The sequence below is a fragment of the Lentzea sp. NPDC058450 genome, assembly GCF_042721395.1.
Taxonomy (GTDB): domain Bacteria; phylum Actinomycetota; class Actinomycetes; order Mycobacteriales; family Pseudonocardiaceae; genus Lentzea.
The window spans coordinates 39,547-66,318 of the sequence record NZ_JBHXLO010000029.1; the positions used below are offsets into that span (position 1 = coordinate 39,547).

Sequence of the window (26,772 nt, forward strand, 5' to 3'; positions counted from 1 at the left end):
TCAATCCGTGTAGTCGTCCAGCCCGGCCCTCGAGGCCAGCAGCCGCCGCAACGACGTGAGGCGGCCCGGCGCGTCCGGCACCAGCTCGTCCAGCATGCAGCCCGGGTCCTCGGGTGCTCCGAGGTGGCCGCAGCCCGGCGGGCACTCCTCGGCGGCCTCGGCGAAGTCCGGGAACGCCTTCACGATGTCGTCCGGCGTGATGTGCGCGAGGCCGAACGAGCGGATGCCCGGCGTGTCCACGACCCAGCCGCCGTCCGGCAGCCGCAGCGCCACGGCCTGGGTCGAGGTGTGCCGGCCCTTGCCGACGCCGGACACCACGCCGACCGCGCGGTTCGCGTCCGGCACGAGCTTGTTGACCAGCGTGGACTTGCCGACGCCGGAGTGGCCGATCAGGCACGACACCGTGTCGGAGAGCCGTGCGCGCAGCTCGGCGGGTTCCTCGTCGGAGCGCGTCACGACCACCGGCACGTCGAGCTCGGTGTACAGCGCCAGCAGCGAGTCGGGGGACGCGAGGTCCGACTTCGTCAGGCACAGCACCGGTTCCAGGCCGCCCGCGTACGCGGCGACCAGGCACCGGTCGATGAAACCCGTGCGCGGCGGGGGATCCGCCAGCGCCACGACCATGATCAGCTGGGAGGCGTTCGCCACGACGACCCGTTCGAACGGGTCGGTGTCGTCCGCGGTCCGGCGCAGCACCGAGGTCCGCTCCTCGACGCGCACGATGCGGGCCAGCGTGTCCGGCTGGCCCGACGTGTCGCCGACGATGCCGACCCGGTCGCCGACCACGACGGGCGTGCGGCCCAGTTCGCGCGCACGCATCGCCGTGACGACGACGCCGTCGTCCAACGCGCACGTCCACCGGCCGCGGTCGACGCCGATGACCATCGCCGTCTCGGCGTCGGCGTGTTCCGGCCGCCTCTTGCTGCGCGGCCGCGTCCCCTTGCCGGGGCGCACCCGCACGTCGGACTCGTCGAGCTTGCGCCAGTCCCGCTTGCTCACGGTCTACGCGCCCCCGGTGAGCATGGCGTTCCACATGCCAGGGAAGTCCGGGATGGTCTTCGTGGTGCTGCCGATGTCGTCCACCTCGATGCCCGGCACCACCAGGCCGATGATCGCGCCCGCCGTCGCCATCCGGTGGTCGGCGTAGGCCTGCCACACCCCGCCGTGCAACGGCCTCGGGTCGATGATCAGGCCGTCCTCGGTCTCGGTCGCGTCGCCGCCGACCGCGTTGATCTCGTTGACCAGGGCGGCGATGCGGTCCGTCTCGTGGCCGCGGATGTGCGCGACGCCGCGGATGATCGTGCGACCCTCGGCGAGCGTCGCGAGGGCGGCGACGGTCGGGGTCAGTTCGCTCTCGTCGCGCAGGTCGATGTCCACGCCGGTCAGCTTCTCCGGGCCGCGTACGGTCAGGCCGCGCTCGTCCACCTCGACGGTGCAGCCCATGCGCTCCAGGATGCCGCGCACCGCGTCACCCGGCTGGGTCGTCTCGGCGGGCCAGTGCGGGACCGTCACCTCGCCGCCGGTCACCGCGGCCGCCGCCAGGAACACCGTCGCGTTCGACAGGTCCGGCTCCACGTGCCACGTCCGCGCCTTGATCACGCCGGGCTCGACGCGCCACGTCGTGGTGCCGTCGGTCTCCACCTCGACGCCGACCGAGCGCAGCGTCTGGACCGTCATCTCGATGTGCGGCAAGGAGGGCACCGGCTTGCCGGCGTGCCGGACCGTCACGCCCTTGTCGAACCGCGCGGCCGACAGCAGCAGCCCCGAGACGAACTGCGACGAGCCCGACGCGTCGATCGTCACCTCGCCGCCGGGCACCGAACCCGTGCCGCGCAACGTGAACGGCAGCGCGTCGCCGTCGATCTCCGCGCCCAGCGACCGCAGCGCACCCAGCACGGTGCTCATCGGTCGCGTGCGGGCGTGCGGGTCGCCGTCGAACCTGATCGCGCCCTCGGCCAGCGCGGCGGCGGGCGGCAGGAAGCGCATGACCGTGCCCGCGAGGCCGCAGTCGACGTCGGCGGGACCGCGCAACAGGCCGGGCAGCACGTCCCAGCCGCCGTCCGCGCGGTCGGTGAACCCGATGCCGAGCGACGTCAGCGCCGCCGCCATCAGCACGGTGTCACGGCTGCGCAGCGGAGCGTGGACCGTCGACGGCCCGTCGGCCAGCGCCGCGAGCACCAGGACGCGGTTCGTGATCGACTTCGAGCCGGGCACCGGCACGGTCGAGTGGACTGGGCCGGACGCGCTGGGGGCTGACCAGTGCTGAGTCATGCGGCAATGATCCCGCACGCCGACCGGGCAGGCTCGCACAGGTGTTCCCGGCGTGGGACGATTGGGACTTCGGAGGTGATCGGTTTTGTGTGGTAGGTACGCCTCCACCAAGGACCCGGCGCTGCTGGCGGCCGAGTTCGACGCGGTGGACGGGACCGGCGACGAGGCACCGGGGGCGGACTACAACATCGCCCCGACCAAGCACGTCATGGCCGTCGTCGAGCGCAAGCCACCTGGCGAGGAGTCGGACACTGCCGGCGACGACGTGGAGCGCAGCGTCCGCGTGATGCGCTGGGGCCTCGTGCCGCACTGGGCCAAGGACCTGTCCGGCGCCGCCAAGATGATCAACGCACGGGCCGAGACCATCCTGACCAAGCCCGCCTTCAAGCAGTCGGTCACCAAGCGGCGCTGCATCATCCCCGCCGCCGGGTGGTACGAGTGGAAGGCGGCCGAGGGCCGCAAGCAGCCGTACTTCATGACGCTCGGGGACGACACGTCGCTCGCGATGGCGGGCATCTGGTCCGTGTGGTGGAAGGACGACGTTCCGACCGTCACGTGCGCGGTGATCACCATGGACTCCCTCGGCGTGCTGACCGACGTGCACAACCGCATGCCGTTGCTGCTGCCGCAGGACCGCTGGTCGGCGTGGCTCGACCCGACGTCGCTCGACCCGTCCGAGCTGCTGACCCCGGACGAGTCGATCATCGAGGCCCTCGAACTGCGCCCCGTCTCGACGGCGGTGGGCAGCGTGAAGAACAACGACGCCTCCCTGCTCGAACGCGTAGACCTGTCGTGACCACGCTGTTGGTGGACACGCCGCACGGCCCCGCGCGGGCCTCCCTGCACTGTGCCCACGAACCGCGTGCCGCACTGCTCCTCGGCCACGGCGCCGGCGGCGGCGTGGAGGCCCCTGACCTGGTCGCCGCCTGCCGCGCCGCCAACTCGGTCGGCGTGCACGTGGCGTTGATCGAACAGCCCTACCGCGTCGCGGGCCGCCGTGCCCCGGCGCCCGCGGGCCAGCTCGACACGGCCTGGATGTCCGTGGTCGACGACCTCGGCGAACGCTGGTTCGACGGCCTGCCCCTCGTCTTCGGGGGCAGGTCCTCGGGCGCCCGCGTGGCCTGCCGCACCTCGGTCGAGGGCCAGGCCGTCGCGGTCCTCTGCCTCGCCTTCCCCGTGCACCCGCCGGGCAAGCCGGAGAAGTCCCGCATGGCCGAGCTGGACGGCGTGGAGGTCGCCACCCTGGTCGTGCAGGGCGAGAACGACCCGTTCGGCCAGCCCCCGCGCGCCACCCACCGCGAGGTCGTGCTGCTCAAGGGCGACCACTCGCTCAAGGCCTCGGTGGGCGACGTCGGCCGTTCCGTCGGCGAGTGGCTGGACCGCGTCCTCCGCCCGCTCGACTAAATCGCCTGCTCACCGGGCCGCACCGGATTACTGTGCCGCCCCATGACGCTTCTCGATGACCAAGGCCGGCCCGAACCTCCGACGGACGGCGACGAACTCGCCACCCTGAACGGCTTCCTCGACTTCCAGCGCGCGACCCTCGCGTGGAAGATCAGCGGCCTGACCACCGCCCAGCTCGCCGAGACCACCGCCAAGTCCGAGATGACCCTCGGTGGCCTCGTCAAACACCTCGCCTACGTCGAGCAGCAGTGGTTCCACGTGGTCCTGCACGACCGCGAGCCGCTGGAACCGTGGGCGAGCGTCGACTGGAAGGCCGACTACGACTGGGACTGGCACTCGGCCAAGGACCACACCCCCGAAGAGCTCACCGCGCTCTGGCAGGACGAGGTCGACCGCGCCCGCAAGGCCGTCGAGGAAGCCCTGGAGACCGGCGACCTCGGCCAACCGGCCAAGCGCAAGCCGTGGCGAGGTGACGACCGCACCGTCAGCCTCCGCTGGATCCTCACGCACATGGTGGAGGAGTACAGCCGCCACAACGGCCACGCCGACCTGCTGCGCGAGGCGATCGACGGCCAGACGGGGGAATAGCCCGGGCCGATCGGCCATTGCCTCAGCCGAAAGTACGGCAATTGTTCTCCCGGGCAACCGAATGCGCGTCGATGGCGTCACCTGAAACGTAGGGGAAATGCCAATCGAGACGTATTCGGGGAGAACACGTTGAAGATGTTTCGAAATGTCGCGATCGCGGTAGCGGGTGCGGCGCTCGTGTCCGGTGCGGCGATCACCGCGGCCCAGGCGCAGGCGGAGACGCCGTGGTGCACCGGTGCCGACCTGGTGATCAGCGCCCACGACATGCGCTCGCCCACCATCGCCAGCAAGGCGCACTGGATCAGGTTCGCCCCCGCGGAAGGGGCGGACTGCCGGATCGGCGGCAGCCTCAGCAACGTGCGCTTCCTCGACGCGAACGGCGAGGACATGAACGTTCCGCTGGCAGGAGGGCAGGGCGAGTACAGCGAGGCGCTGGTCGGGGGGAACCACGAGGCCGCCGTCTACGTGAGCTCGCAGAGCCACGGCCCGCGGGTGAACCCGGCGTCCATCCGGTTCGACCTGCCCGGCCAGGGGAGCCTGGGCGACCGGGTCACGGTCGCGTGGCCGTCCGGCCTCGGCGCGATCGTCCGGATCGGAAACCTGATGGCCCCGGTCAGCTAAGCGCTGATCGAAGCAACGACGGCGGCCGTGAGCCGCACCAGTTCGGCGGGCGCGATCTCGACTTCGAGGCCGCGCCTGCCGGCACTGCAGAAAATGGTGCCGAATTCCAACGCCGACGCGTCGACCACGACGGGCAGCCGTTTCTTCTGCCCCAACGGCGAAATCCCGCCGGCGACGTATCCGGTGGCGCGCTCGGCATCGGCCACCACAGCCATGCGGGCCTTCTTGCCCTTCAGCGCCGCCGCGAGTCCCTTGAGGTCGAGCTGCGCGGTCACCGGCACGACGCCCACCGCGAGCTTGCCGTCGACGTCGGCCACGAGGGTCTTGAACACCCGGCCCGGCTCGAGCCCCAGCGCCTCGGCGGCCTCCAACCCGTACGACTCGTGCCGCGGGTCGTGCTCGTACGAGTGCAAGGTGTGCGCCACCCGCTGCTTGTCCAGCAGCGCTGTGGCGGGGGTCCCACGTCCGGCCATGCGGAATTACTACCAGGCCCCGCGTTGTTACCCAGAACGTGGCAACGAACATGCTCGAGCGGTCACGCGTAAAGTCAGTCCCGACCCAGAACCTGTGGGAAGGGAGCGCGGTGCCCGCCACCGGCACGACAGAGACGACGGCGGAACGCGCTGCGCGTTTCGAGCGCGACGCTATGCCCATGCTCGACCAGCTGTACTCGGCAGCCCTGCGCATGACGCGCAACCCGGCTGACGCCGAGGACCTGGTGCAGGAGACGTTCCTCAAGGCCTACTCGGCGTTCGCGTCCTTCTCGGAGGGCACGAACCTGAAGGCCTGGCTGTACCGGATCCTGACGAACACCTACATCAACGGCTACCGCAAGAAGCAGCGCCAGCCGATTCAGCAGCCGACCGACGAGATCACGGACTGGCAGCTGGCGCAGGCGGAGAGCCACACCTCGTCCGGGCTGCGCAGCGCCGAGGTCGAGGCACTCGACAACCTGCCCGACAGCGACGTCAAGGAAGCATTGCAGCGGTTGCCGGAGGAGTTCCGGATCGCGGTCTACCTCGCCGATGTCGAAGGCTTCGCGTACAAGGAGATCGCAGACATCATGGGCACCCCGATCGGCACGGTGATGTCCCGGTTGCACCGGGGCCGTCGCCAGCTCCGCGACATGCTCGCGGACGTCGCACGAGACCGTGGTTTCCTCCGTAGCGGCAACGGCAGCAACGGAGACGCGTCATGAACTGCGGCGAACCCCACGACACCGACTGCTCAGAGGTGCTGGCCGAGGTCTGGCTGTTCCTCGACCAGGAATGCGACGGAACCCGCAGGGCGGCGCTCCAGACGCACCTCGACGAGTGCCACCCGTGCCTCGAGCAGTTCGGGCTGGAGGAGCACCTCAAGGCGCTGCTCGCCCGCAAGTGCGGCGGCGACTACGCCCCGGCGGACCTGAAGGCGCGCATCCGGGCGACGATCGTGGAGATTCGCACCGAGGACTGACGCAGTCCCTCAAGCAAGACAAAAGGCCCTGGTCACCGTGGTGGTGTCCAGGGCCTTTCGCAGCACTCAGGCGTTGGGGCGCTTGCCTCGGTTGGCGCCGCCCTTTTTGCGGTCGCGGCGCTTGCGAGCACGCTTCGACATGGGTGTCTCCTAGGATCAGAACTGCTTCACCCACCAGTTTCTCATGGAGGAGTTCTGAGCACGCTCACGGACCTCTTGGCCGAGCACACCAAGCTCCCCGGCGCCGCCGTCGACCACCTGCAGCTGGTCGTCGCGGAGTGGCAGCTCCTCTCCGACCTGTCGTTCGCCGACTTCGTCATGTGGGTGCCGCTGGAGGACGACAGGTTCCTCTGCGTCGCCCAGGCCCGCCCGACGACGGCGCCGACGGCCCATCCCGAGGACGTCGTCGGCAGCGAGGTCGAGAGCGACGAGCACCCGCAGCTGCGCCGGGCGATGGACGAGGCGCGGATCTGCCGCGAGGAGGACCCGCGCTGGCACCTGGGCGTGCCGGTGCGCCGCGAGACCATCCCGGTGCGGCTGGGCGGCCAGGTCATCGCGGTGCTGAGCCGCAGCACGAACCTGGCCGTGCCGCGGGTGCCGTCGCCGTTGGAGATCTCGTACCTCGGCAGTGCGGCCGACCTGTGCCAGATGATCGCGGACGGCACGTTCCCGGCGCCCGAACCCTCACCGGACGTGCACACCAGCCCGCGCGTCGGCGACGGCCTGATCAGGCTCGACCCGTCCGGCGCGGTGGTGTTCGCCTCGCCGAACGCGCTGTCGGCGTACCACCGCATGGGGCACGCGTCCGACCTGGTCGGCGTGCACCTGGCGCCGCTCACCCGCAGCCTGATCGGTGACCCGTTCGACGCCACCGAGGTCGCGCAACGCATCCGGCAGGCGCTCGACGGGCAGCCGTCGATGCGCATGGAGGCCGAGTCACGGCGCGGTGCCGCGGTGTTGTTCCGGTCCTTGCCTCTTCGGCCACGCGGGCAGGCCGCCGGCGCCATCGTGCTGTGCCGCGACGTCACCGAGGTGCGTCGCCGTGACCGCGCGCTGATGTCCAAGGACGCCACGATCCGCGAGATCCACCATCGGGTGAAGAACAACCTGCAGACCGTCGCGGCCCTGCTGAGGCTGCAAAGCCGCAGGTTGAGCAACCCGGAGGCGAAGGAGGCGCTCGCGGAGTCGGTCCGCCGTGTGACTTCCATCGCACTCGTGCACGAGACGTTGTCGATGTCCGTCGACGAGCGCGTCGACCTCGACGACGTGGTCGACAAGGTCATCCCGATGATGGGTGACGTGGCGGTCACCGAGACCCAGGTGAAGGTGCGTCGCGAGGGCGGGTTCGGGATCGTGTCCTCCGAGATCGCCACCCCGCTGGTGATGGTGCTGACCGAGCTCGTGCAGAACGCCTTCGAGCACGCTTATGCCCCTGGCCAGCGCGGGGAGGTCGTCGTGCACGCCGAGCGGACCGCGAAGTGGCTCGACGTGACGATCACCGACGACGGCAAGGGCCTGCCGCAGGGGTTCTCGCTGGAACGCACCGACCGGCTCGGTCTGCAGATCGTTCGGACCCTCGTCGATTCCGAACTGAGGGGGTCTTTGAGCTTGCGGCGACGGCCCCGAGGCGGTACTGAGGCGGTCCTGCGCGTGCCGCTGCGGGGGCGGCGCTAAACTAACGCCGTGCACACGTGACGACCAGCCTCAGCGGTCTCACGTGGTCATGCGGGAGGGTGTGCAAACAAAAGAAGAAGCCCGACACCTGGCACGGTGTCGGGCTTCTTCTTATATGTCAGCTATGCGGCGAACAGCCTGCTCAGGCGTTGCTGCGGGCGCGCGTGCGGGCGTTGCGGCGCTTGAGAGCGCGGCGCTCGTCCTCGCTCATCGCGCCCCAGACGCCGGCGTCCTGGCCGCTCTCGAGTGCCCACGCGAGGCAGTCGGAGACGACGGGGCAACGGCGGCAGACGGTCTTCGCCTCGGCGATCTGCAGAAGCGCGGGACCACTGTTCCCAACGGGGAAGAACAGCTCGGGGTCCTCGTCGCGGCAGATTGCGCGGTGGCGCCAGTCCATTGGAACTACTCCTCAGCCAAGGCGCGCACGAAGGCACGCCGGTTGTCAGCGGTCGTTTTTGGGGTGCTTGTGAATGCTTTCACGAACGGCCGGGATGTCAAGGGGTAAGCACTGACCCGGTGAGTGAACTCACCCAAAAGATCGACAGCGTTCACCTGGGGTTTCACGCTCTGCTGTCACTCGACTGCAGTACATCCCGGGTGAGTACCGAGACGGTCACGAACCGATCACGGACTGTCAAGTTCCTTATACGGCAACAGTCAACGCATCGGGGACCGCCCGGAACTCCACCGCAGTGGTCGTTCCGAGGAAATCTCCGTCGACCTGGAGGTTCGCGGGCTCCTCGCACTTCACTCTGACATAACCCACGTCGTCACGCCGAACGAGTTTCGCGCTCTTGGGATTCCCGGTGGCGAGGACCTGGGCGATGAAGCGCCCGACGGTGGGTACCCGCATCGTCTTCAGCGCACTCAGGCCGAGCCCGCCGTCGAACGACGTGCTGGGGTTGAGCTGGATCGCCCTGTCGCCGAAGTACGTCCACGGGTCGGTGTTCGACACGAACACCATGCCGACGTCGTCGAACGACTCGCCCGGAACTTCGACGGTGAAGTGCTGCGGCTTGCGCACGATCTGCGCATAGGCCTTGAGGGCGACGGAGAGATAAAGCACGGGACTCGCGTTGCGGCCCTTGGCGCGCTTGCGTTCCACGCCCGCGACGACATCGGCGTCGAGGCCCATGCCCGCGTTGAAGGTGAACCAGCGGCCGCCCTCGATGACGTCCGCGAAGACCTGGCCGAGCCCGATCCGGCGCCTGGTGCCGTGCTCGATCGACTGCAGGAGGACGTGCGTGGCCTCGACGGGGTCGCGCGGGATGCCGAGCGCGCCCGCGAACACGTTGGCCGAACCGCCGGGCACGACGCCCAGCATCGGCTTGTCGGGACGGGGGCCCGCGCGCAGGATTCCGTTGACCACCTCGTTGACCGTGCCGTCGCCGCCGTGGGCGATGACCAGGTCGAACCCACCCTCCGCGGCCTCGTGGGCGGCGTCCGCCGCATGGCCCCGGTACGAGGTCTGGACGACCTCCAGCTTCACGTCGCTGGCGAGTGCGTGCGCGAGTACGTCACGGCCCGCCGGCGTCGTTGTAGTCGCCTGCGGGTTCACCACGAGAAGAGCGCGCACTACTTGAGAGTAAGACAGTGCGTGACGGTCAGCCGCGCGCATGTCCTCCCTCAGGGTGGCTCCAGCCTCACGAAAGTGGCGCAAATCTCCCTTCCGTCAGCATCGCGTCCGCCCCGCAGACGAGTGCACCCCGGACGACCGCCGGCTCGCTGAAGGCCCCTTGATCTTCCCGCGCCGGGCGTGGTTCCGAAGACCTCCAACCGGGTGGCCTACGATCCGTGACCAGGTACAGAACGTGAGGAGAGGTCGCTCGTGACCACTGCGATCCCGGCGCCCCCTCGGCCGGTCCGCATCGCCGCCGTGCTCGCCTTCCTGCAGGGACTGGGTGGTGTCGGGCTGGGCCTGGCCCTCGTCGTCCGGGTGATCGGGGGAGCGCACCCGGCGGGCCCGATCCTCGGCGCGGCCGGCGTCCTCGTGATCTGGTTCGGCGCGGTTCTGCTGGCGACGGTGCTGCTCTTCCGCGGCCACCACGGCGCCCGCACGCCCGTGATCGTCACGCAGCTGCTGCTGCTCGGGTGCGCCTGGTACGCGTACGGACCGTCGGAACAGCAGCTGCTCGGCTCGCTGGGCGGCATCTACTGCGTCGTCGTGCTCGTCTTCCTGTTCACGAACGACGGCCGCCGCTGGGCGATGGGCGAGCCCGATGTGAACGAAGGTGACAAAGCCGACTAACGGAGGGTGGTCAGCCTCACACCGACGGGTGAAGCTGTGCGTGGTTGCTTAACCACTCCCTGCACACATGAGGTGACCAACCATGCGTGTTATGACCGCGATCGCGGGTGCCTTCCTGGCGGCATTCACCCTCGCAGCTCCCACGGCGAACGCTGCGCCCGAAGAACCGGGCATGTCGCCGATGATCATCGGAGGCGGCAACGCCTCCAACTTCCCGTACGCGGCCCGTCTCTTCGTGAACGGCCGTGAGAACTGTTCCGCGACGAAGATCGCTCCTCGGTGGATCCTGACCGCCGAGCACTGCGTGGCGTCGTCCGGCACGTACACGTTCCGCGCGGGCAGCCTGGACCAGACCACCGGCGGCCAGCTGGTGACCGGTACCCGGATCATCAAGCACCCGTCTGCCGACCTGGCGCTCGTGCAGGTCAGCACCAACATGAACGCGCCGTTCTCGCCGCTCGCCGGCTCCTCGGACGGCGTCGCCACCGGCCAGACCGTGCAGCTCTACGGCTGGGGTGCCACGTGCACCAACCAGCCGGAGATCAACTGCCAGTCGCGCTACCTGAAGGTCGCCAACACGCGGGTCACGAACCCCAACGGCACCGACTACCGCGGCGGCCGGGCGATCTCCGTCCAGCGCATCGACGGCATCGCCGCCGGTGGTGACTCGGGCGGCCCGATGTTCGGTGCCGGCAAGCAGGTCGGTGTCGCGTCCACCTCGGACCGTTCGACCCGCTCCAACTACACCCGCATCGCCACCTACCGGTCCTGGATCACCAGCAACGCCGGTGTGTGAAACCCTGCTTGACCAGCGGTAACCCTGCGATGGCCCCCGGCTCCGGCCGGGGGCCATCACCCTACGTGACCACGAATGGTGGATGGACACGAACGGAGTAGCCGGTTACCGTGCCTCCAGCGTTCGCGCCGCTCGGGAGCAGGGTGAGGTGCGCAGTGCAGGACGGCCCGCAGCGGGTGACGACAAACGGCGATTCCGAACGCCCAAATCTGGCTCGGCTGTTCGACTACTACCTCGGCGGAGCGCACAACTTCGCGGTTGACCGCGCGGTGGCCGAAGACAGCATCAAGCGGTTCCCCGTCGCCGAGATAGCGCGCACGATCAGGTCGTTCTCCCGCCGGGTGGTGCGCCTGTGCGTCGAGGAGTACGGCATCCGCCAGTTCCTCGACCTGGGCAGCGGCATCCCGACCGCCGGCAACGTGCACGAGGTCGCGCAGTCCATCGACCCGTCCTGCGGCGTCGTCTACGTCGACCACGACCCGGTGACCGTCGCCCACGCCCGCACGATGCTGCGCGACAACCTCAACGCCGCGATCGTGCAGTCCGACATCAGCGACGTCGGCGCCGTGCTGCGGCACCCCGAGACCCGCCGCCTGATCGACTTCACCCAGCCGACGGCCGTGCTGATGGTCGGCGTCCTCCCGTTCGTGCTCGACGAGCCCGCGGGCGTCGTGGCGCGCTATCGGGCCGCGTTGTCCGAGGGCAGCATCGTCGCCTTAACGCACCTCACGATGGACGTGGAGCCGGAGCTCGTCGGCCAGCTGGCCGGCCTCGGTGACGACATGGGGTCGAAGCTCGTGCCGCGCTCCAAGCAGGACGTGGAGGAGTTCCTCTGCGGTTTGAAGCTGCTCGAACCCGGCCTGGTGCTCGCCGCCCACTGGAGGGCGGACGGCGAGCTGCCCGGTGCCTCGGCCGCCGCCGACGCGTCGACGTACGGCGCGGTCGGAATGGTCTAGCTCGTCTTGGCCCGCAGCCCCTGACCGTTGGTGGTCGTGCTGTTCGTGACCGAGGTCCCGCTGCTCCTGCGCCACAGCAGGTCGTTCGCGCCGGTGCTGCGTTCCACCTGGACGCCGTCGAGCGAGATGTTCTGCACGCCGTCCGTGGTGAACGCCGGGCGCCCGTCGTTCTTCTCGAACTCGATGGTGCTGTTGAGGAACCGCACGTCCGTCGCGTTGCGGATCCAGAACCCGAACGCCGGGCGCACGCCGAAGATCCGCGGCGGGTAGGCGTCGGACACCTCGGGCGGGTTCTTCGAGGCGTCGGACTCCTTGTGGTTGCCGGGAACCGTGAGCCGCACGCGGTCGAACGTGAGGCCGGTGATCTTCGAGTCCGACCGGCCGGAGATGGTCGACGCGTACTCGGGGTCGCCCGGGATGTCGCGCGGTGCCGTGAGGTTCGTGCCGGTGATGTTGCGGTAGGTGATGTTGCGGATCTTGCCCGTCGGCGGGTTGTCCGGGCAGCGGCCGCGCTTGCCGACGTGGAGGAAGATCGGCGAACCTGTCCTGGTGAGCTGGATGTTGTCGTAGAGGACGTCCTCGATCACCGCGCCGTCCATCGACACCATGCCGAGGCCCGCCTTGGAGGCGCCGGTGACCTTGAGGTTGCGGAACTGGATGTTCCGGAAGCTGCCGCAGGTCTCCGAGCCGAATTGGATGGCGTTGTTCTCGGTCGACTGGATCGTGGAGTCGCGGACGACGTTGTTCTCGCTGAGGAACGTCTTCCCGGTGGCGTAGTCGCTCTTGAACGCGACCGCGTCGTCGCTGGAGATGATCGTGGAGTTCGACAGCTCGACGTTGGAGCTGTTGATGAAGTTGATGCCGTCGCGGTCGTCCGGGGTGTCGACGGTGATGCGGTCGAGCTTCATCCCGTTGCAGCCGTTGACGATGATGGCGAAGTGACCGGCTTCGCGGAACGTCACGTCGGTGATGTTCACGTTCTTGCAGAACTTGAGCGACAGCATCTTGTCGCCCTTGCCCGCGGGGATGTTCTCGCCGGTCTCCAGCTTGTTCGCGCCGTCGATGACGCCCTTGCCGGTGAAGCTGATGTTCTCGACGTTCTCGCCCCACAGCAGGGCGTTGCGGAAGTGGCTGTGCCCGAAGTCCTGATACTTGCCGTAGGTCGGGTTGGGTTCCGGCGCGTCGATGCCGCTGCCGGACGCGACGATCCGCGCGCCCTGCTGGAGGTTGATGGTGACGTTGCTCCTGAGGTGGATCGAGCGCGACAGGTAGGTGCCGGGCGGAATTTCGACGGTGCCGTTTCCCGCCGCGGACGCCGCCGTGATGGCCTTGTCGATGGCGACCGAGTCGATCGCCTTGCCGTCGCCCTTCGCGCCGTAGTCCTTGACGTTGAAGCTGGCCGCCTTCGCCACGCCCACCGGTGCCACGACCACCGCTAGTGCGACGAACGCGCCGGTCAGTCGACGCCTCATCGTGTCGAGGTCCTTCCACTCGTCGTTGAGGGCGGCGGCGGATGAAACAGACTGAAAACGGTTTCATGGACGAGCCTAGAGAAGGCCGGGCGCGAAGTACAGGGGTGACTTCGCGGCCCGGCCTCTCAGGTTCGTGCTCAGCCCTTGTAGGCGCCCTGGACACCCGCGAGAGCCGCCGGGCCGCGGTACTGCGCGCCACCGAACGCGAGGATCGCGTAACCGATGATGCTGAACAGCCACAGGCCGACGATGCCGAAGACGGCGTCCTTGCCGAAGGACTTCGCGACGTCGATCGAGACGATCGCCAGGATGACGATGTTGACGATCGGGATCAGCAGCAGGATCAGCCACCAGCCCGGACGGCCCGCGACCTTCAGCAGGACGTAGATGTTGTAGATCGGGATGATCGCGGCCCAGCCCGGCTGACCGGCCTTGGCGAAGGTCTTCCAGAACACGACGATGCCGAAGACGGCGATCGCCAGGTAGATGATCGTGCCGACGACACCGATGCCGGTCGAGACGGCGGGGTCGATCGTAGTCGGGTCAGTGCCCACGGTCGTTCCTTCTTTCCACGCTTGCTTGTGCCGGGGGATCGGCGAGCGGGGACGCTGCCAGGACCGTGGACCTGTCCTCAGTGGAATACCTGTTTCGTGAGCTTTTCGAGACCTTCCGTAGACCTTCAGTCGGCAGCGAGTGCGGACAGTGCCTCACCCGTCACGCGCATGGTCGTCCACTCGTCCATCGGTATGGCGCCCAAGGACTTGTAGAACCCGATGCTCGGCTCGTTCCAGTTGAGCACCCACCACTGCAGGCGGGTGTACCCTCGCGCGACGCACTCCTGGGCAAGCGCTTGCAGGAGTTTCTTGCCGAGGCCGTTGCCGCGCTGGTCCGGCGTGACGTAGAGGTCCTCCAGGTAGACGCCGTGCACGCCGTCCCAGGTGGAGAAGTTCAGGAACCACAACGCGATCCCGACGACCCGACCGTCCACTTCGGCCACGTGGCCGAACAACGCGGGGTGCTCGCCGAACAACGCGGTGTGCAACTGTTCCGACGTCAGGTGGCACTGCTCCGGCGCCTTCTCGTACAGCGCCAGTTCGTACACGAGCCCAACGGCCGCGTCGACGTCACGCGGCTCGATCCGCCGGATCATCACACCTCCCAGGCAGGCACGTTGAGCCTGCGCACCTGCGGGTCGCCCCGCTCGTCGCCCAGCTGGCAGATGCCGGCCGGGTCCAGTCCGAAGTGGACGCCCTGGTCCGGTGCGAGCCCGAGCCACGCCGCGATCAGCACGCGGCTGAAGTGGCCGTGCCCGACCAGCACGACGTCGCCGCCGGGCAGGATCTTGCGCACCTCGCCGAGCACCTTGCGGGCCCGCTCCTGCACCTCGGCGTGCGTCTCGCCGTTGGGCATCGGGTGCGACCACACCGTCCAGCCGGGCACGCGCTCGCGGATCTGCGGCGTGGTGATGCCCTCGTAGTCGCCGTAGTCCCACTCGGCGAGGTCCTCGGTGGTCGCGTTCACCTCCAGCCCAGCGAGGGCGGCGGTCCGGGTGGCGCGTTGCCGAGGGCTCGTCAGCACGAGCGCGGGCGCCTGGTCCGTTCCTCGCAGCCGGGCGAGCGTGGCGCCTGCGCGGCGTGCCTGCTGCTCGCCTTCCGGCGTCAGCTCGATGTCAGTGCGTCCCGTGTGCCTGCCGCTCTCGGACCACTCGGTCTGGCCGTGCCGCAGCAGGTAGAGGTGGGTGCTCACCCCGTTGATCCTAAGGAGTGACGGGGAGCACGTTTGGAGTAGTCCACCTTCGAGGTACCCCGCTCGCCATGACCGCCGAGAGCCCCGACCACGGCGCACCCGACGACGTGAACGCCCAGGAGATCCGCGAGGCCTTCGGGGTCCGCGTGGCGCGCATCCGGGCGGAGCTGACCTCGACCTGGAACAAGCTCAGTCAGAACGAGCGCGACGGAGACCACGAGGGCCGGTGAATTTCCCGGTCCTTCGCGAACGACGTTTCGGTTCTGCTCGAAATGCTGGTGAATTGCGCCGACATGCCCGTTGATGAGGGGAATTCCACCTCGTTGGGCCGAACGGCGTAATACTCCCGGCTGGTTCTCGTTTTGATTGGCAGATTCCGGGCAGAATTGCGTGCCGCGTCCTGTACGACGTCGATAGAACGGAGTGGATCCTTTTTGAGGGGGACCCACACATGCGTCGCACAGTCGCGCTGTTAGTACCTGTTCTGCTGGCCGGAGTTCTCCCGGCACTGCCCGCCTCGGCCGCTCCCGGCACACCGTCCACACCGGGCTGGAGCGTCTCCGGCGACGTCATCCGGTGGACCACGCCCACGGCGATGCCGGTGCGCGAGGCCGGCGTGGAGTTCTGGGAGGGCGACCGGTTCCTCGGTCACGCCAGAGAGTCCGCGAACCTGCGCACCTACACGTTGCAGGCCGAGCTGAAGGACCCCGCCGCGCTCCAGGTGCGGTCCGCCGGCAAGAGACTCGACGTCTTCGAGCCGCCGGTGGCGAGCCTGTCCGCGCCGCAGTTGCCCGCGGTGCAGCCCGACGGCGGCGTCGATCCCGGCAAGCCCGGGCAGTACGCGACCACGACCGGTGAGTACGCGCTCGACTCGGTCAAGCTGCCCGGTTACGCGGCGCCGATCGAGATGGAGGGCGTCGTCGTCGCGCCGAAGGGTGCGCCGGGCAAGCGCCCGCTCGTGCTCTTCCTGCACGGCAGGCACTTCACGTGCTACAGCAAGACCAACCCGAACAACATCACGCTGAACTGGCCGTGCCCCAGCGGGATGACGGCCGTGCCGAGCCACAAGGGGTACCTGAAGGCGCAGGAGTTGCTGGCGTCGCAGGGATATCTGACGGTCTCGATCTCCGCCAACGGTGTCAACGCGCAGGACGCCGGGACCCCGGACGCGGGTGCGCAGGGCCGGTCGTCGCTGGTGCGGCACCACCTCGCGAAGTGGGCGGACTGGGCCGCCGGGCGTGGTTCGGTGCCCGCCGCGGTGAAGTCGGGACCCGCCGCCGACCTGTCGAAGGTCATGCTGATGGGGCACTCGCGCGGGGGTGAGGGCGTCAACCGCGCCGCCACCGACAGTCTCACGCCGCCCGCCGTCGACACGGGGTTCTCCGGTCCGGTGCGCTGGAACATCCGCGGCACCGTGCTCGTGGGACCGACGATCTTCGGCCACAACCCGGCGCCCGACGTGCCCTCGGTGACGTTCCTGCCCGGTTGCGACGGGGACGTGTCCGACCTGCAGGGGCAGATGTTCGTGGACCAGACCCGCGGCCTGAGCCGCGGTGAGGCGTTCCACAGCGCGCTCTACATGGTCGGCATGAACCACAACTACTTCAACAGCGAGTGGACTCCGGGCCAGGCCGAGGCGCCGGCGTTCGACGACTTCTGGCCGGGCGAGCAGCCCGACCCGCTGTGCACGCCCGGCACGCCCACCCGGTTGACCGCCGACCAGCAGCAGGCGGCGGGTGCCACCTATTACGCCGCGGCCGCGCGGTTGTTCCTCGGCCGGGACGAGTCCGTGCTGCCGTTGCTCGACGGTTCGGGCGTGCGTGCTCCGTCCGCCGACCCGGCCCGTGTGCTCGCGCACGGCGTCGGCGCCGACCGCAAGTCCTTCGTCGTGCCGGACGGTGCGACGGGTGCGTCCGGCAGTGCGCGCGTGTGCCAGGAGACGTCCCGTGACGCGGCCGTCGGTTGTGGTGGCGCGCGTTCGCCGCACTTCGTCGGCTTCCGCGGCGCGGTGTCCCAGCCCGAACGTCTTGCGGTGGCGTTGAAGTGGACCTCGGCTGGACAGGCCGGTGTGGTCACGCCCGCCGCGCCGGTGTCGCTGGCCGGATCGCGTGAGCTCGCGCTGCGCCTCGCGGTTCCGCCGAACGCGGCGGCGTCGAAGTTCGGCGTCGCGGTGACCGACCACAGTGGACGGAAGCACTCGCTCGGCTCGGTGTCGGTGGCCGGTCTGCCCGGCAGCGACCGCACGACCTCGTTGTGGGCGCAGGAAGTCCGCGTGCCGTTGCCGCACGGTCTCGGCAAGGTCGCCTCGCTCGAACTGGTGCCCGAGTCGGCGTCCGGTGAGGCGTGGCTGATCGACGCGCACGGGTGGGACAAGGGTCTCGTCCCGGTGGTGCCGACGCGGCTCGCCCGCGTCGACTCCGTGATCACGGAGGTGCCCGAGGGCGACTCCGGCACGCAGACCCGCAACGTCGTCATCACGGCCACCGGCAACGGCACCCGCGTGTTCCGGCTGTTCTACAACGAACCGGGCAACAAGCCCGTGACGAAGCTGGTGACGCTGAAGCCGGGTGAGCGCCAGGCCGAGGTGCCGGTGACGTGGACCGGCAACACCCGCTGGGGCGGCGACGTGCTGAACCCCGTGCAGGTGCAGGCGATCTCCAACGCGGTGGTCGGTTCCGCGACGGGCGGCCTGTTGGTGCGCAACGACGACCCGATGCCGAAGCTGACCGTGACGCCGGTCGCCGACAGCGTCGCGGAGGGCGGCACGCTGAGGTGGAAGCTGACGCTGTCCGAGCCCGCCGACGCGGCGTTCACGTTCTACGGCACCCCGGCCGCGCCCGCGTCCGGCGCCGAACTGTCCACAACGGACGTGGACCCGGCCTGGCTGCGGTCCAACTCGGGCGAGGAGCCGCTGCCGTCGAGGCCGTTGTCGACGACGGGACTCGGGCTCTACGTGTACATCGACGCCGGCGCGACCTCGTTCGAGTTCGGGGTGCCGACGGTGGCCGACGCGGAGACCGAGGGGGAGGAGCAGGTGCGGCTGAAGTTCGAGGGCTTCAACCCCACCGGCACCGACTTCGAGGTCGTCGGCAAGGTCACTGAGGCGGTGTGACGGTGCGCGGGTGGTCGCTTCGGCGGCCACCCGCGGTCCAACTGTTCAGGAGTCTCAGCTTCTCTTCCGACGGCGACCCGGTGTCGGCGCTGTATATGACCACGGTCTGACCCCCGGCGTCCGGCAGTGCGAGCGTCTGCCAGTTGAGCTTCATGTCCCCGACGGCCTCGTGGAAGAACCGCTTGACGCCGTGCTGGTGCTCGGACAGCCGGTAGTCCGCCCACATGGCCGCGAACTCCTCCGACCGCGTGCTCAGGTCCCCGACGATCTTGGACACCGCCTCGTTGGCGCGTCCGGGCACGATCGACGCGCGCAACGTGGCCACGATGTCGGCGGCGATCTCCGTCCAGTCCCGGTACACGACCCTCGCCCGCGGGTTCAGGAACATCCACGTGGCCAGGTTCCGCTCCTCCACCGGCATGGCCTCGAAGTCGTCCAGCAACGCCTTGCCTGCGTGGTTGATGCCGAGGATCTCCAGATGCGGCCCGTGGATGACGGCGGGCACGTCGATGGCGCGGATCATCGACTGCAACGCGGGCCTGGCCCTGGTCGTGGCCGCCCGCCTGGCCTCCGGCTGCAACAGCGAGGCGAAGTACCGGCTCTCCACGTCGTCGAGCCGCAGCGCCCGTGCGATCGCGTCGACGACCTGCTCGGACACGTTGCGCGCCCGCCCCTGCTCGAGCTTGACGTAGTAGTCGACGCTGACCCCGGCGAGGATCGCGACCTCCGCCCGCCGCAACCCCTTGACCTTGCGCGGGGTCGTGGCCGCGGGCAGTCCCACGTCCTCGGGGCTCAGTGCCGCGCGCCGCGAGGTGAGGAAGTCGCGCAGTTCGCTGGTCATGGGTTCGAGTATGGCTTTCTCGTTCGTGGTCCGGCACTTCGTGGGTGGTACTGCCAGAGCCACGCTGAGGGGTACCAGTTATCCCGTTCTCTTCGGCCTTGCGTTGAGACGTAATGGAAAGCGTCAACAACATCGGTTCTGAGGAGAACACCGTGTCTGTCTGGTTCGTCACCGGCGCTTCCCGCGGCCTGGGTCTGGAAATCGCGAAGGCCGCCCTCGCTTCCGGCGAGTCGGTGGTCGCGACCGCCCGCGACCCGCAGGAGATCGAGAAGGCTCTGCCGGGCCACGCCGAGAAGTTGCTCGCGCTGCCGTTGGACGTCACCTCGGAACGGCAGGCCGACGAGGCGGTGCAGGCCGCCGTGGCCCGTTTCGGCACCATCGACGTCCTCGTGAACAACGCGGGCCGCGGCCTCGTCGGTGCCGTCGAGGAAACGAGCGACGCCGAGGCCCGTGCGGTCTTCGACATCAACGTCTTCGGCCTGATGACCGTCCTGCGCGCCGTCACCCCGATCATGCGCGCCGCCGGCTCCGGCCGAATCCTCAACATCAGCTCGACCGGCGGCGTGGTCGCCTGGGCGGGCTGGGGCGTCTACAGCGCGACGAAGTTCGCGCTGGAGGGCATCACCGAGGCCCTGCGTCTCGAACTGGCCCCGTTGGGCATCCAGGTCACCTCGGTCCAGCCGGGCCCGCTCCGCACCGACTTCCTCGCCTCGACGTCGCTGAGCCACGTCTCGCGCGTGATCGACGACTACGCCGCCACGGGCGGTGCGTCGCGTGAGTGGGCGCAAGCGTCGCACGGGCAGCAGGAAGGCGACCCGGTGAAGGCCGCTCAGGCGATCCTGACCATCGCGGCCGCGGACGAGATGCCGGCCCGGCTGCCTCTGGGCACGTCGACGCTCAGCGACATCCGCACGAAGCTCGCGGCCGTCGGCGCGGACCTGGAGAAGTGGCAGGAGCTGTCCCGCTCAACGGACGTCTAGCTCGTCGACGAGCCCGCGCACGCGCCGTTCGATCTCGTCGCGGATGGGCCGGATCTGCTCGACGCCCTGGCCGGCGGGGTCGTCGAGCGTCCAGTCCAGATACCGCTTGCCGGGGAAGAACGGACAGGCGTCGCCACACCCCATCGTGATGACGACGTCCGACGCCTCGACGGCCGCGGTCGTCAGCACCTTCGGCTCGTTCGCCGAGATGTCGATGCCGATCTCCTTCATGGCCTGCACGACGTGGGGGTTGATCGAGTCGGCGGGCGCCGATCCCGCCGACCGCACCTCGACGCGTTCTCCGGCGAGGTGCGTGAGGAACGCGGCGGCCATCTGGGACCGGCCGGCGTTGTGCACGCAGACGAACAACACGGACGGACGGCTCACGACGTCGGCTCCTTGACCTTGGGCACGAGGGCGGCGACCACGAGACCGAGGCCGCCGCCGAGGACCTGCGCGATGACGAACGGAACCGCCTCCGCGGCCGCCCGGCGTCGCGGGCTCATGCCGTGACGGAGGTGCGCAGAAACCCGGCGAGCCGGTCGAGCGCGGCGGGCAAAGCCCAGTAGTAGACCCACGTCCCGCGCCGTTCGCAGTCGACGAGCCCGGCCTGCCGGAGCAGCTTGAGGTGGTGCGAGATCGTCGGCTGCGACAGCTCGAAGGCAGGCGTCAGCTCGCAGACGCACACCTCCCCGCCCTCGCGAGACGCGATCATCGAGAGCAACCGCAACCGCACCGGGTCCCCCAGCGCCTTGAACACGGCGGCCAGCTCGGCGGCCTGCTCGACGTCCAGCGGGGCAGCGCCGACACCGGCGCAGCACTCTTGATTCGACACTCTTCTATCTTGACGTTCTTCGAATCAAGGCGCAAGGTTGCATCGACATACATCGATACAACGATTTCGGAGGGGTCCTGCGATGAGCGACACCGACCTGCGCGAGACCGTGCGCCGGCGCTACGCCGCAACAGCCGTGCAGGTGACCGACGGCGGCACGGCGTGCTGCACGCCCGTGGAAACCGACGAGAACTTCGGCTCGGCCCTCTACGCCGCCGACGACCGCTCGGCCCTGCCGGCCGAGGCCGTCGCCGCCTCACTGGGCTGCGGCAACCCGACCGCCGTCGCCTCCTTGCGCGAGGGCGACCGCGTGCTCGACCTCGGCTCCGGCGGCGGCATCGACGTCCTGCTGTCCGCCCGCCGAGTGGGCCCCACCGGCAAGGCCTACGGCCTCGACATGACCGAGGAGATGCTGGCTCTGGCACTGGCCAACGCGGCGAAGGCGGGCGCGACCAACGTCGAGTTCCTCAAGGGCACCATCGAGGCGATCCCGTTGCCCGCCGGCACGATCGACGTGGTGATCTCCAACTGCGTGATCAACCTGTCCACCGACAAGCCCGCCGTGTTCGCCGAAACGTTCCGCGTCCTGAGGCCGGGCGGCCGAATCGGCGTCTCCGACGTGGTGTCCGACGACGCCCTCTCCGCTCCCCAGCGGGCCGAGCGCGGCAGTTACGTCGGCTGCATCGCCGGGGCGCTCTCGTTCACCGAGTACCGCGAAGGGCTGGAGGCGGCGGGCTTCACCGACGTCGAGATCACGCAGACCCACGAGGTGGCCGACGGCCTGCACTCCGCGATGGTCCGCGCGACCAAGCCGGCGTAGTCCGCAAGGGCCTTCACCTCGAATCGCGATGTGCGATGCTCCCGACGATCACTTGGGGCACGCGGACGAACCGGGGTGGCGATGGAGCGGCGGTGTGTCGTCCTGCTCGTGGTCACCGCTCTGCTGGTGTACCTCGTGATGCCCGACCCGCCCGCCCCCGCCGCCGGAGCACCGCACAGTCGCAGGCAGTCGCCGAACTCAGCCACGACAGCCCGGGACAGCCGTCGCTCACCTCGGACGGCGTCACCCTGCTCAGCCGCGACTCCGCCGCACCGCAGCCCGCGGTCCACGACCTCCCGCAGGCACCTCACCCCAGGCCGACCGCAACCGGTGCACGCCCGAACAGCCCAGGCGGGCACCGGTCCACGTCGAGCTTCCTCCAGGTCCTCCGGCGCTGATCGGCACACGAACCCGTCCCGCGACGGGTCGCGTCCCGACACCACCGACCTGAAGGAACATCAGTGGACCTCGGCACCATCGGCCAGGCGGTAGGCCTGTTCGCCGTCACCAACGTCGACGACATCGTGATCCTGGCGCTGTTCTTCGCCCAGGGCGCGGGCCACCGCCACACCACCCGCACCATCACCCTCGGCCAGTACCTCGGCTTCGCGGGCATCCTCGGCGCCGCAGTGGCCGCGGCCTTCGGCGCCACCTTCCTGCCGGACCAGGCGATCCCGTACCTGGGCCTGCTGCCCCTCGCGCTCGGCATCAAGGCCGCCATCAGCGCGTGGCGGCACCGCGACGACCCCGACGAGGAACGGACGGCGAGCCCGACGATCCTCGCGGTGGCCGCCGTCACGTTCGCCAACGGCGGAGACAACATCGGCGTCTACGTGCCCGTGTTCGCCACGTCAGGCGTGAGTGACACGGCGGTCTACGTGGTCGTGTTCCTGGTGCTGGTCGCCGTGTGGGTGGCGGCTGGACGGTTCTTCGCCACACGTCCGGCGGTCGCGCGGGTGCTGTCGAAGTGGGGGCACGTGGTGCTGCCGGTGGTGCTGATCGGCATCGGCGTGCTGATCCTGGTCGAGGGCGGCGCATTCGGCCTCTAGCCAGCCGATCGCCCTCCAGGCTCGCGGCGAAGCAGCGATGGGGGATAGGAAGGCCGCCGCCAAGAGCGTGCACCTGTCCGAGGTGACGTTCGAGAACGTCTCCGTGGAGGATGAACCAGAATGGGCGCGGTTCATCGATCCGGCGTACCTGAACGGCGAACACGCGCATACCTTCCGCGACCTCGAACGTGCGGACGAGGCATCCCGTTTTGCTCAGCTATCGATCGCCGAGGCCGAGCGTCAAAACCGCGCAAGACGCGGATCTATGGCTCAAGCGGCTCTTGCTCGTGCCTCTATCAACTCGCACGACCTTGAGGCTGCCGCATCTGCTGGTATGGCTGCCGCGAAACTCGCAGCTACGGTCAAATCCTCACGATCTGTTGAAGCGGTCGCGGATCTTCGTGTTCGCTTGCGCCATCATTCTGCGTCGCCCGCTGTGCGGGACTTCATGGATGTTTCCGGCGCACTTCTTCCTGTCATGGGGTCCCGGCTCTAGCGGCTGGCGATGCGCGTCTGGATTGGCTTGAAAATGCTGTTCCTGGAAATCTGTCAATGGTCTCGGATTTGCAAAATGTCGTCGACTAATCAGAAATATAGAGTGTTACGGAATCTCCCGAACGGATGTTCTTTCCGGCCTTTGGAATTTGCGACACAACCGTGCCAGATGACTCGTCGCCAGGGACGATGATTAAGTCTGACGCCTTGAGGTTAGCGTTGCTGAGTTCCCGGACTGAGTCCGCAGCACTTTTCCCGACAAGGTCGGGTACAGGCACGCCTCCAGGAGGGCCGAATAAAGTTACCGCCATATAGATGAGGCCAATTGCGGTCACCACAAGGACGGGTAATCTCGATGCTTGCCACATATCCAGGCGCGATGTGCTGTTCGTCCGTGATCTTGCCTTGCCGGAGGTCACCGAGAATCCCGCTACTCGGCAATCGAGCCTTACGGGTGTCGCACTGCCATCAATGAGCAAGTGGAACTCAAGCCAATCACCTTCATTCAGCAGTGAACGAGGCGCGACAACTCGTTGTTGATCGACTTGCTCCGGTTGTAGTTCGATTGTTCCGTGATGCGCACCGGAGCCGCCTGTTATCGCTGCGGCTACTATGCTGTCTCCCTCGCCGACATTAATCGAAATAGGTTCGACGAAGTCGTCGGCGCGGGCCTCGATTTTCCCTGAATTGGTTAGCCTGATGACTACGATGCGGGGGCTTCTTAAGGTTTTTTCGCCGAATTGGATGCGCAGGTCCCCCCAGCGATTATAGCGGCTGGTGGCTATAATCCTCTGGTCGACTTTCGTTTCATGTTGTAGCCTTTTCGGCGTCCTGTTCTTCCAGTAGCTGTACACGGCAAAAGCTAGCGCAACAAGACCAATAAAGGGCCCTGTCCAAAGTTGCCAACTCACCCATGCTCCTGTTCTGATAAATTCTTTGCTGATCTTGTGCGGCAAGAGTCGAGGCAGCCTACACGTGTGACCTAAAGGTCAAGGGTGAACCCTGCGAACCGCAGAATATTCCGCTTGGCGTGGACATGAATCAACCGTGTCTGATGGGGCAGGCGAGACTTCCCGATCAAACGTGTGTCGGATGCACCATTTAGTGGGAGGCTTATGGCAAGGCACGACACAGGCAAGGCACGACAGCCGTGTTCAGAGTTTCTCTTCTTCATCAAGGCGGCCCCCTGCGGGGGGCGCTGGTCGTTCGTGCCCTCAACCGTCGTGGAGTTCAGCCCCCGGACGGTGTTGTTCGGCGCCTCCAAGCGGGCCTAGCGGCCCGCGTCGGCGCCGACGAGGCAACTGGGGGCTGTCCACGACGGACGAGGCCACGACCAGCGGCCCCCGCAGGGATCCGCGATTTGAGAAGCGGAGTTGGGACGAGCGCCGGGTGGTCGACTTGGCCGAGCTGGTCTTGGCGCTCGGCTGCCGCGCCTGTGGACAGCCCAACGCCTTGACGGCGTCGACCAGCCCACAGGCTTGCCGACGCGCAGACACCCCAGTTGTCGGACGTGCTGGCTCGCATTTCGTGAGGTGTGAGGTCTACCTGGAGGCTCGAATCTGTTTGGCTCGTTCCAGCAGGGGTTTGGCGTCGGTGGGCTGGCCGAGGTCTTGCAGCACCAGGGCGAGGTTGCTCAGGCGGGTGGCGATGGTCGGGTGGTCGGGGCCGTGAGCGGCTTCGTCGATGGTCAGTGCCCGTTCCAGCAGGGGTTTGGCGTCGGCGGGCCGGCCGAGGTCTCGCAGCACTGCGGCGAGGTTGCTCAGGCGGGTGGCGACGCTCGGGTGGTCGGGGCCGTGAGCGGCTTCGCCGATGGTCAGTGCCCTTTCCAGCAACGGTTTCGCCTGGCTGGTCAGTCCGGTGGTCTGTAGGTAGGTGCCAGCTCGATCGAAGAGCCATGAAGCTGTGTATGGGATCAGATCGGGTGTTGCCGTGTGGTGGTTCAGGGCGGCAAGGACGTGTGGCAGGAGCTGTCGCCATCGAGGCCAGGCACTGGGCTCTCCGTACACCCTGGCCGGTAGGTCTGCTCGGAGCAGGGTGATCGTCCAGGCCAGCGGATGCTGCTCGCTGCCAGCCTCACGCGTGACCAGAGCTGTGTGGGCGCGTACGGAGAGTTGGACCAGACGGTGGACCGTGATGGTGTCCTGATCCCGTTTGACCAGCGAGTAGTCGGTCAGGATGCCTATCACGTGGCTCAGCGCGGCGGCGCTGGTCGCGTCGGTGCCCAGCGGAGCGGGCAGGACGGCGCTATTGGCGGTGAACAGTTCCAGGGGAATCGCTTCAGGGGCGAGGTAGGAACAGATGGCCAGCAGTTGCGCTGCCTGGCGATGGTGTTCGTCGAGTTGCCGGAGACTGAGAGTCCATAGTGTTTGTAACGACCGGTCTGGACTGTGCCGCTGGCTGGCCTGGCCCTTGTCGGCCACGCTGTCTGGACTGGCCCGCAATAACTGCAAGTACTCAGGTGGCGGCATATGGGACTGGGTCAGGTAGGCGGCGGCCTGTTCCAGCCCCAGTGGCAGGTCGCCGAGCAGTTCGGCCAGCTCGTCAGCCTGGATGGCGATCAGGCCTGGTGCCCGCTGCGCCAGCAGTCTGACGGACTCACGGCGGGCCATAGTGTCCAGGTCCAGCACCCCGCCCAGGGCGTCGAATCCCGCGCGCCGGGTCGTGACCAGCACTCGGCCCGTGCTCGACGGCAGGAACGGATGCAGATCAGCGGCTGACTCCGCGTTGTCGAAGACCAGCAACCAGCGCCGTAGACCTCGCAGGTGTGACACCACGATCTGCGTCGCGTCAGCCACGTCCGCAGGCAGGTCCAGCTCCAAGGCAGTGCCCAGGCGACGCAACTGGTCGGGGATCAGCGTGGGGTTCTCCGCGGCGATCCACCACACCACATCCAGGTGAGCGCCATACCGATGGCAGAACTCCAACACCAGCTGTGTCTTGCCGACCCCACCCATCCCCCGTACGGCGTGCACTGCCACCCGCGACCGCGTTTTCAACAGTCGACGCAACTCACGCCGGTCCTCGTCGCGACCGGTGAAGTACGGATTGCGACCCGGCACGTTCGACACCCTGGGTTGCCCCTTGCCACCGTCTCGTGCCGACGACCGCTCATACTTGTCCTGAGGAGCCATGAGCTGGACGATCACGCTGAGCAGCACGAGCAGACCAAAGATCAGCCAGACTCGTGACTGGTCCGTGAACCACGCAGGGATCGCATCAGTGGCGTAGTTGGTGACCAGGCCGATGGCGGCACCCACCAAGATGACCGCCACTATGTTGATCTTCACCTGACGCGACGCCATGCCATGCCATCACTATCGTGCCTACCGGATACTTCGTTCCAGCAGGGCGCCGAACAGGGTCGTGCCCCCCAGCGTTATCCCAGTTCAGATAAACCCGTGGGAAGCGG

Annotated in this window: 32 protein-coding genes; 16 read left to right on the top strand and 16 right to left on the bottom strand. The window is 68.2% G+C overall.

What is annotated here, in order from left to right; all coding sequences use genetic code 11:
- Positions 1 to 999, bottom strand: a complete 999-nt coding sequence (gene rsgA / locus ACFWNN_RS34380; RefSeq protein WP_382444118.1) for a ribosome small subunit-dependent GTPase A — start codon at positions 997 to 999, stop codon at positions 1 to 3.
- Positions 1,000 to 1,002: 3 nt separating this feature from the next.
- Complete coding sequence (aroA, locus tag ACFWNN_RS34385) at positions 1,003 to 2,271, bottom strand: 3-phosphoshikimate 1-carboxyvinyltransferase (protein ID WP_382444119.1); 1,269 nt, start codon at positions 2,269 to 2,271, stop codon at positions 1,003 to 1,005.
- Between the two features lie 85 nt (positions 2,272 to 2,356).
- Here aroA and ACFWNN_RS34390 point away from each other — a divergent pair, with 85 nt between their 5' ends.
- From ACFWNN_RS34390 to ACFWNN_RS34405, 4 genes are all read left to right on the top strand, one after another.
- Positions 2,357 to 3,067, top strand: coding sequence for an SOS response-associated peptidase (locus ACFWNN_RS34390; RefSeq protein WP_382444120.1), 711 nt, complete (start codon positions 2,357 to 2,359; stop codon positions 3,065 to 3,067).
- Positions 3,064 to 3,675: an alpha/beta family hydrolase gene (locus ACFWNN_RS34395; protein ID WP_382444121.1), complete on the top strand. Its 612-nt coding sequence runs from the start codon at positions 3,064 to 3,066 to the stop codon at positions 3,673 to 3,675. The genes ACFWNN_RS34390 and ACFWNN_RS34395 overlap by 4 nt, the downstream gene beginning before the upstream one ends.
- A 42-nt stretch (positions 3,676 to 3,717) precedes the next feature.
- Positions 3,718 to 4,263: a DinB family protein gene (locus ACFWNN_RS34400; protein WP_382444122.1), complete on the top strand. Its 546-nt coding sequence runs from the start codon at positions 3,718 to 3,720 to the stop codon at positions 4,261 to 4,263.
- A gap of 129 nt (positions 4,264 to 4,392) precedes the next feature.
- Positions 4,393 to 4,884, top strand: a complete 492-nt coding sequence (locus ACFWNN_RS34405) for a hypothetical protein (protein ID WP_382444123.1) — start codon at positions 4,393 to 4,395, stop codon at positions 4,882 to 4,884.
- Here the strand turns inward: ACFWNN_RS34405 and ybaK are convergent.
- Positions 4,881 to 5,357: a Cys-tRNA(Pro) deacylase gene (gene ybaK, locus ACFWNN_RS34410; protein ID WP_382444124.1), complete on the bottom strand. Its 477-nt coding sequence runs from the start codon at positions 5,355 to 5,357 to the stop codon at positions 4,881 to 4,883. The genes ACFWNN_RS34405 and ybaK overlap by 4 nt on opposite strands.
- A 50-nt stretch (positions 5,358 to 5,407) precedes the next feature.
- Between ybaK and ACFWNN_RS34415 the strand changes: the two genes are divergently transcribed.
- Both ACFWNN_RS34415 and rsrA read left to right on the top strand, forming a co-directional pair.
- The gene (locus ACFWNN_RS34415) at positions 5,408 to 6,082 is read left to right on the top strand and encodes a sigma-70 family RNA polymerase sigma factor (protein ID WP_245821883.1); all 675 of its coding nucleotides are present in this window, start codon (positions 5,408 to 5,410) and stop codon (positions 6,080 to 6,082) included.
- Entirely contained in the window at positions 6,079 to 6,339 is a 261-nt protein-coding gene (rsrA, locus tag ACFWNN_RS34420) for a mycothiol system anti-sigma-R factor (protein ID WP_382444125.1), read from the top strand. Before ACFWNN_RS34415 ends, rsrA begins: the two co-directional genes overlap by 4 nt.
- A gap of 66 nt (positions 6,340 to 6,405) precedes the next feature.
- On the opposite strand, the gene ACFWNN_RS34425 is transcribed toward rsrA, so the two are convergent.
- On the bottom strand, positions 6,406 to 6,480 hold the full coding sequence (locus ACFWNN_RS34425) for a 50S ribosomal protein bL37 (RefSeq protein WP_369809028.1): 75 nt from the start codon (positions 6,478 to 6,480) through the stop codon (positions 6,406 to 6,408).
- Between the two features lie 54 nt (positions 6,481 to 6,534).
- Here ACFWNN_RS34425 and ACFWNN_RS34430 point away from each other — a divergent pair, with 54 nt between their 5' ends.
- Positions 6,535 to 8,013 (top strand): histidine kinase N-terminal domain-containing protein, encoded by a 1,479-nt coding sequence (locus ACFWNN_RS34430; RefSeq protein ID WP_382444190.1) that lies wholly within the window; start codon positions 6,535 to 6,537, stop codon positions 8,011 to 8,013.
- Between the two features lie 142 nt (positions 8,014 to 8,155).
- Here the strand turns inward: ACFWNN_RS34430 and ACFWNN_RS34435 are convergent, their stop codons facing one another.
- Positions 8,156 to 8,410, bottom strand: coding sequence for a WhiB family transcriptional regulator (locus tag ACFWNN_RS34435; protein ID WP_330853468.1), 255 nt, complete (start codon positions 8,408 to 8,410; stop codon positions 8,156 to 8,158).
- A 246-nt stretch (positions 8,411 to 8,656) separates the two neighbouring features.
- Entirely contained in the window at positions 8,657 to 9,589 is a 933-nt protein-coding gene (locus ACFWNN_RS34440) for a diacylglycerol/lipid kinase family protein (RefSeq protein ID WP_382444126.1), read from the bottom strand.
- Positions 9,590 to 9,841: 252 nt separating this feature from the next.
- Between ACFWNN_RS34440 and ACFWNN_RS34445 the strand changes: the two genes are divergently transcribed.
- The 3 genes from ACFWNN_RS34445 to ACFWNN_RS34455 all read left to right on the top strand — a co-directional run bounded on the left by ACFWNN_RS34445 (position 9,842) and on the right by ACFWNN_RS34455 (position 12,013).
- Positions 9,842 to 10,261, top strand: a complete 420-nt coding sequence (locus ACFWNN_RS34445) for a hypothetical protein (protein ID WP_382444127.1) — start codon at positions 9,842 to 9,844, stop codon at positions 10,259 to 10,261.
- Positions 10,262 to 10,352: 91 nt separating this feature from the next.
- A complete protein-coding gene (locus ACFWNN_RS34450; protein ID WP_382444128.1) occupies positions 10,353 to 11,057 on the top strand; it encodes a S1 family peptidase in 705 nt (234 codons plus the stop codon).
- Positions 11,058 to 11,200: 143 nt separating this feature from the next.
- Positions 11,201 to 12,013 carry an SAM-dependent methyltransferase gene (locus tag ACFWNN_RS34455; RefSeq protein ID WP_382444129.1) on the top strand — a complete coding sequence of 271 codons (813 nt, stop codon included), beginning with the start codon at positions 11,201 to 11,203 and terminating at the stop codon, positions 12,011 to 12,013.
- On the opposite strand, the gene ACFWNN_RS34460 is transcribed toward ACFWNN_RS34455, so the two are convergent.
- The 4 genes from ACFWNN_RS34460 to ACFWNN_RS34475 form a co-directional block, all read right to left on the bottom strand.
- Complete coding sequence (locus tag ACFWNN_RS34460) at positions 12,010 to 13,485, bottom strand: glycoside hydrolase family 28 protein (RefSeq protein WP_382444130.1); 1,476 nt, start codon at positions 13,483 to 13,485, stop codon at positions 12,010 to 12,012. The two genes, ACFWNN_RS34455 and ACFWNN_RS34460, sit on opposite strands and share 4 nt — an antisense overlap.
- A 137-nt stretch (positions 13,486 to 13,622) precedes the next feature.
- Positions 13,623 to 14,039, bottom strand: a complete 417-nt coding sequence (locus ACFWNN_RS34465) for a DUF5684 domain-containing protein (protein ID WP_382444131.1) — start codon at positions 14,037 to 14,039, stop codon at positions 13,623 to 13,625.
- Between the two features lie 125 nt (positions 14,040 to 14,164).
- Positions 14,165 to 14,635: a GNAT family N-acetyltransferase gene (locus tag ACFWNN_RS34470; RefSeq protein ID WP_382444132.1), complete on the bottom strand. Its 471-nt coding sequence runs from the start codon at positions 14,633 to 14,635 to the stop codon at positions 14,165 to 14,167.
- The gene (locus ACFWNN_RS34475; protein ID WP_382444133.1) at positions 14,635 to 15,231 is read right to left on the bottom strand and encodes a histidine phosphatase family protein; all 597 of its coding nucleotides are present in this window, start codon (positions 15,229 to 15,231) and stop codon (positions 14,635 to 14,637) included. Before ACFWNN_RS34475 ends, ACFWNN_RS34470 begins: the two co-directional genes overlap by 1 nt.
- 68 nt (positions 15,232 to 15,299) lie before the next feature.
- On the opposite strand from ACFWNN_RS34475, the gene ACFWNN_RS34480 reads away from it, so the two are divergent.
- Together ACFWNN_RS34480 and ACFWNN_RS34485 are read left to right on the top strand one after the other, a co-directional pair.
- On the top strand, positions 15,300 to 15,461 hold the full coding sequence (locus ACFWNN_RS34480; RefSeq protein ID WP_382444134.1) for a hypothetical protein: 162 nt from the start codon (positions 15,300 to 15,302) through the stop codon (positions 15,459 to 15,461).
- A 221-nt stretch (positions 15,462 to 15,682) separates the two neighbouring features.
- Complete coding sequence (locus tag ACFWNN_RS34485; protein WP_382444135.1) at positions 15,683 to 18,343, top strand: alpha/beta hydrolase family protein; 2,661 nt, start codon at positions 15,683 to 15,685, stop codon at positions 18,341 to 18,343.
- Here the strand turns inward: ACFWNN_RS34485 and ACFWNN_RS34490 are convergent.
- Positions 18,327 to 19,184 carry a helix-turn-helix transcriptional regulator gene (locus ACFWNN_RS34490; protein WP_382444136.1) on the bottom strand — a complete coding sequence of 286 codons (858 nt, stop codon included), beginning with the start codon at positions 19,182 to 19,184 and terminating at the stop codon, positions 18,327 to 18,329. The genes ACFWNN_RS34485 and ACFWNN_RS34490 overlap by 17 nt on opposite strands.
- 152 nt (positions 19,185 to 19,336) lie before the next feature.
- Here ACFWNN_RS34490 and ACFWNN_RS34495 point away from each other — a divergent pair, with 152 nt between their 5' ends.
- Positions 19,337 to 20,164, top strand: a complete 828-nt coding sequence (locus tag ACFWNN_RS34495; protein ID WP_382444137.1) for an oxidoreductase — start codon at positions 19,337 to 19,339, stop codon at positions 20,162 to 20,164.
- Here the strand turns inward: ACFWNN_RS34495 and ACFWNN_RS34500 are convergent.
- The 3 genes from ACFWNN_RS34500 to ACFWNN_RS34510 are packed head-to-tail and all read right to left on the bottom strand — an operon-like array spanning position 20,150 to position 20,999.
- Entirely contained in the window at positions 20,150 to 20,551 is a 402-nt protein-coding gene (locus ACFWNN_RS34500; RefSeq protein WP_382444138.1) for an arsenate reductase ArsC, read from the bottom strand. The genes ACFWNN_RS34495 and ACFWNN_RS34500 overlap by 15 nt on opposite strands.
- Entirely contained in the window at positions 20,548 to 20,670 is a 123-nt protein-coding gene (locus tag ACFWNN_RS34505) for a hypothetical protein (protein WP_382444139.1), read from the bottom strand. Before ACFWNN_RS34505 ends, ACFWNN_RS34500 begins: the two co-directional genes overlap by 4 nt.
- Positions 20,667 to 20,999, bottom strand: coding sequence for an ArsR/SmtB family transcription factor (locus ACFWNN_RS34510; protein ID WP_382444140.1), 333 nt, complete (start codon positions 20,997 to 20,999; stop codon positions 20,667 to 20,669). Before ACFWNN_RS34510 ends, ACFWNN_RS34505 begins: the two co-directional genes overlap by 4 nt.
- An 82-nt stretch (positions 21,000 to 21,081) precedes the next feature.
- On the opposite strand from ACFWNN_RS34510, the gene arsM reads away from it, so the two are divergent.
- The 3 genes from arsM (at position 21,082) to ACFWNN_RS34525 (ending at position 23,364) form a co-directional block, all read left to right on the top strand.
- Positions 21,082 to 21,819 carry an arsenite methyltransferase gene (gene arsM, locus ACFWNN_RS34515; protein WP_382444141.1) on the top strand — a complete coding sequence of 246 codons (738 nt, stop codon included), beginning with the start codon at positions 21,082 to 21,084 and terminating at the stop codon, positions 21,817 to 21,819.
- Between the two features lie 461 nt (positions 21,820 to 22,280).
- Positions 22,281 to 22,868 (top strand): cadmium resistance transporter, encoded by a 588-nt coding sequence (locus tag ACFWNN_RS34520; RefSeq protein WP_382444142.1) that lies wholly within the window; start codon positions 22,281 to 22,283, stop codon positions 22,866 to 22,868.
- A 37-nt stretch (positions 22,869 to 22,905) separates the two neighbouring features.
- Positions 22,906 to 23,364, top strand: a complete 459-nt coding sequence (locus ACFWNN_RS34525; RefSeq protein WP_382444143.1) for a hypothetical protein — start codon at positions 22,906 to 22,908, stop codon at positions 23,362 to 23,364.
- Between the two features lie 85 nt (positions 23,365 to 23,449).
- Here the strand turns inward: ACFWNN_RS34525 and ACFWNN_RS34530 are convergent, their stop codons facing one another.
- Complete coding sequence (locus ACFWNN_RS34530) at positions 23,450 to 24,319, bottom strand: PASTA domain-containing protein (protein ID WP_382444144.1); 870 nt, start codon at positions 24,317 to 24,319, stop codon at positions 23,450 to 23,452.
- Between the two features lie 585 nt (positions 24,320 to 24,904).
- Entirely contained in the window at positions 24,905 to 26,665 is a 1,761-nt protein-coding gene (gene fxsT / locus ACFWNN_RS34535) for an FxSxx-COOH system tetratricopeptide repeat protein (protein ID WP_382444145.1), read from the bottom strand.
- Between the last annotated feature and the right edge of the window lie 107 nt (positions 26,666 to 26,772).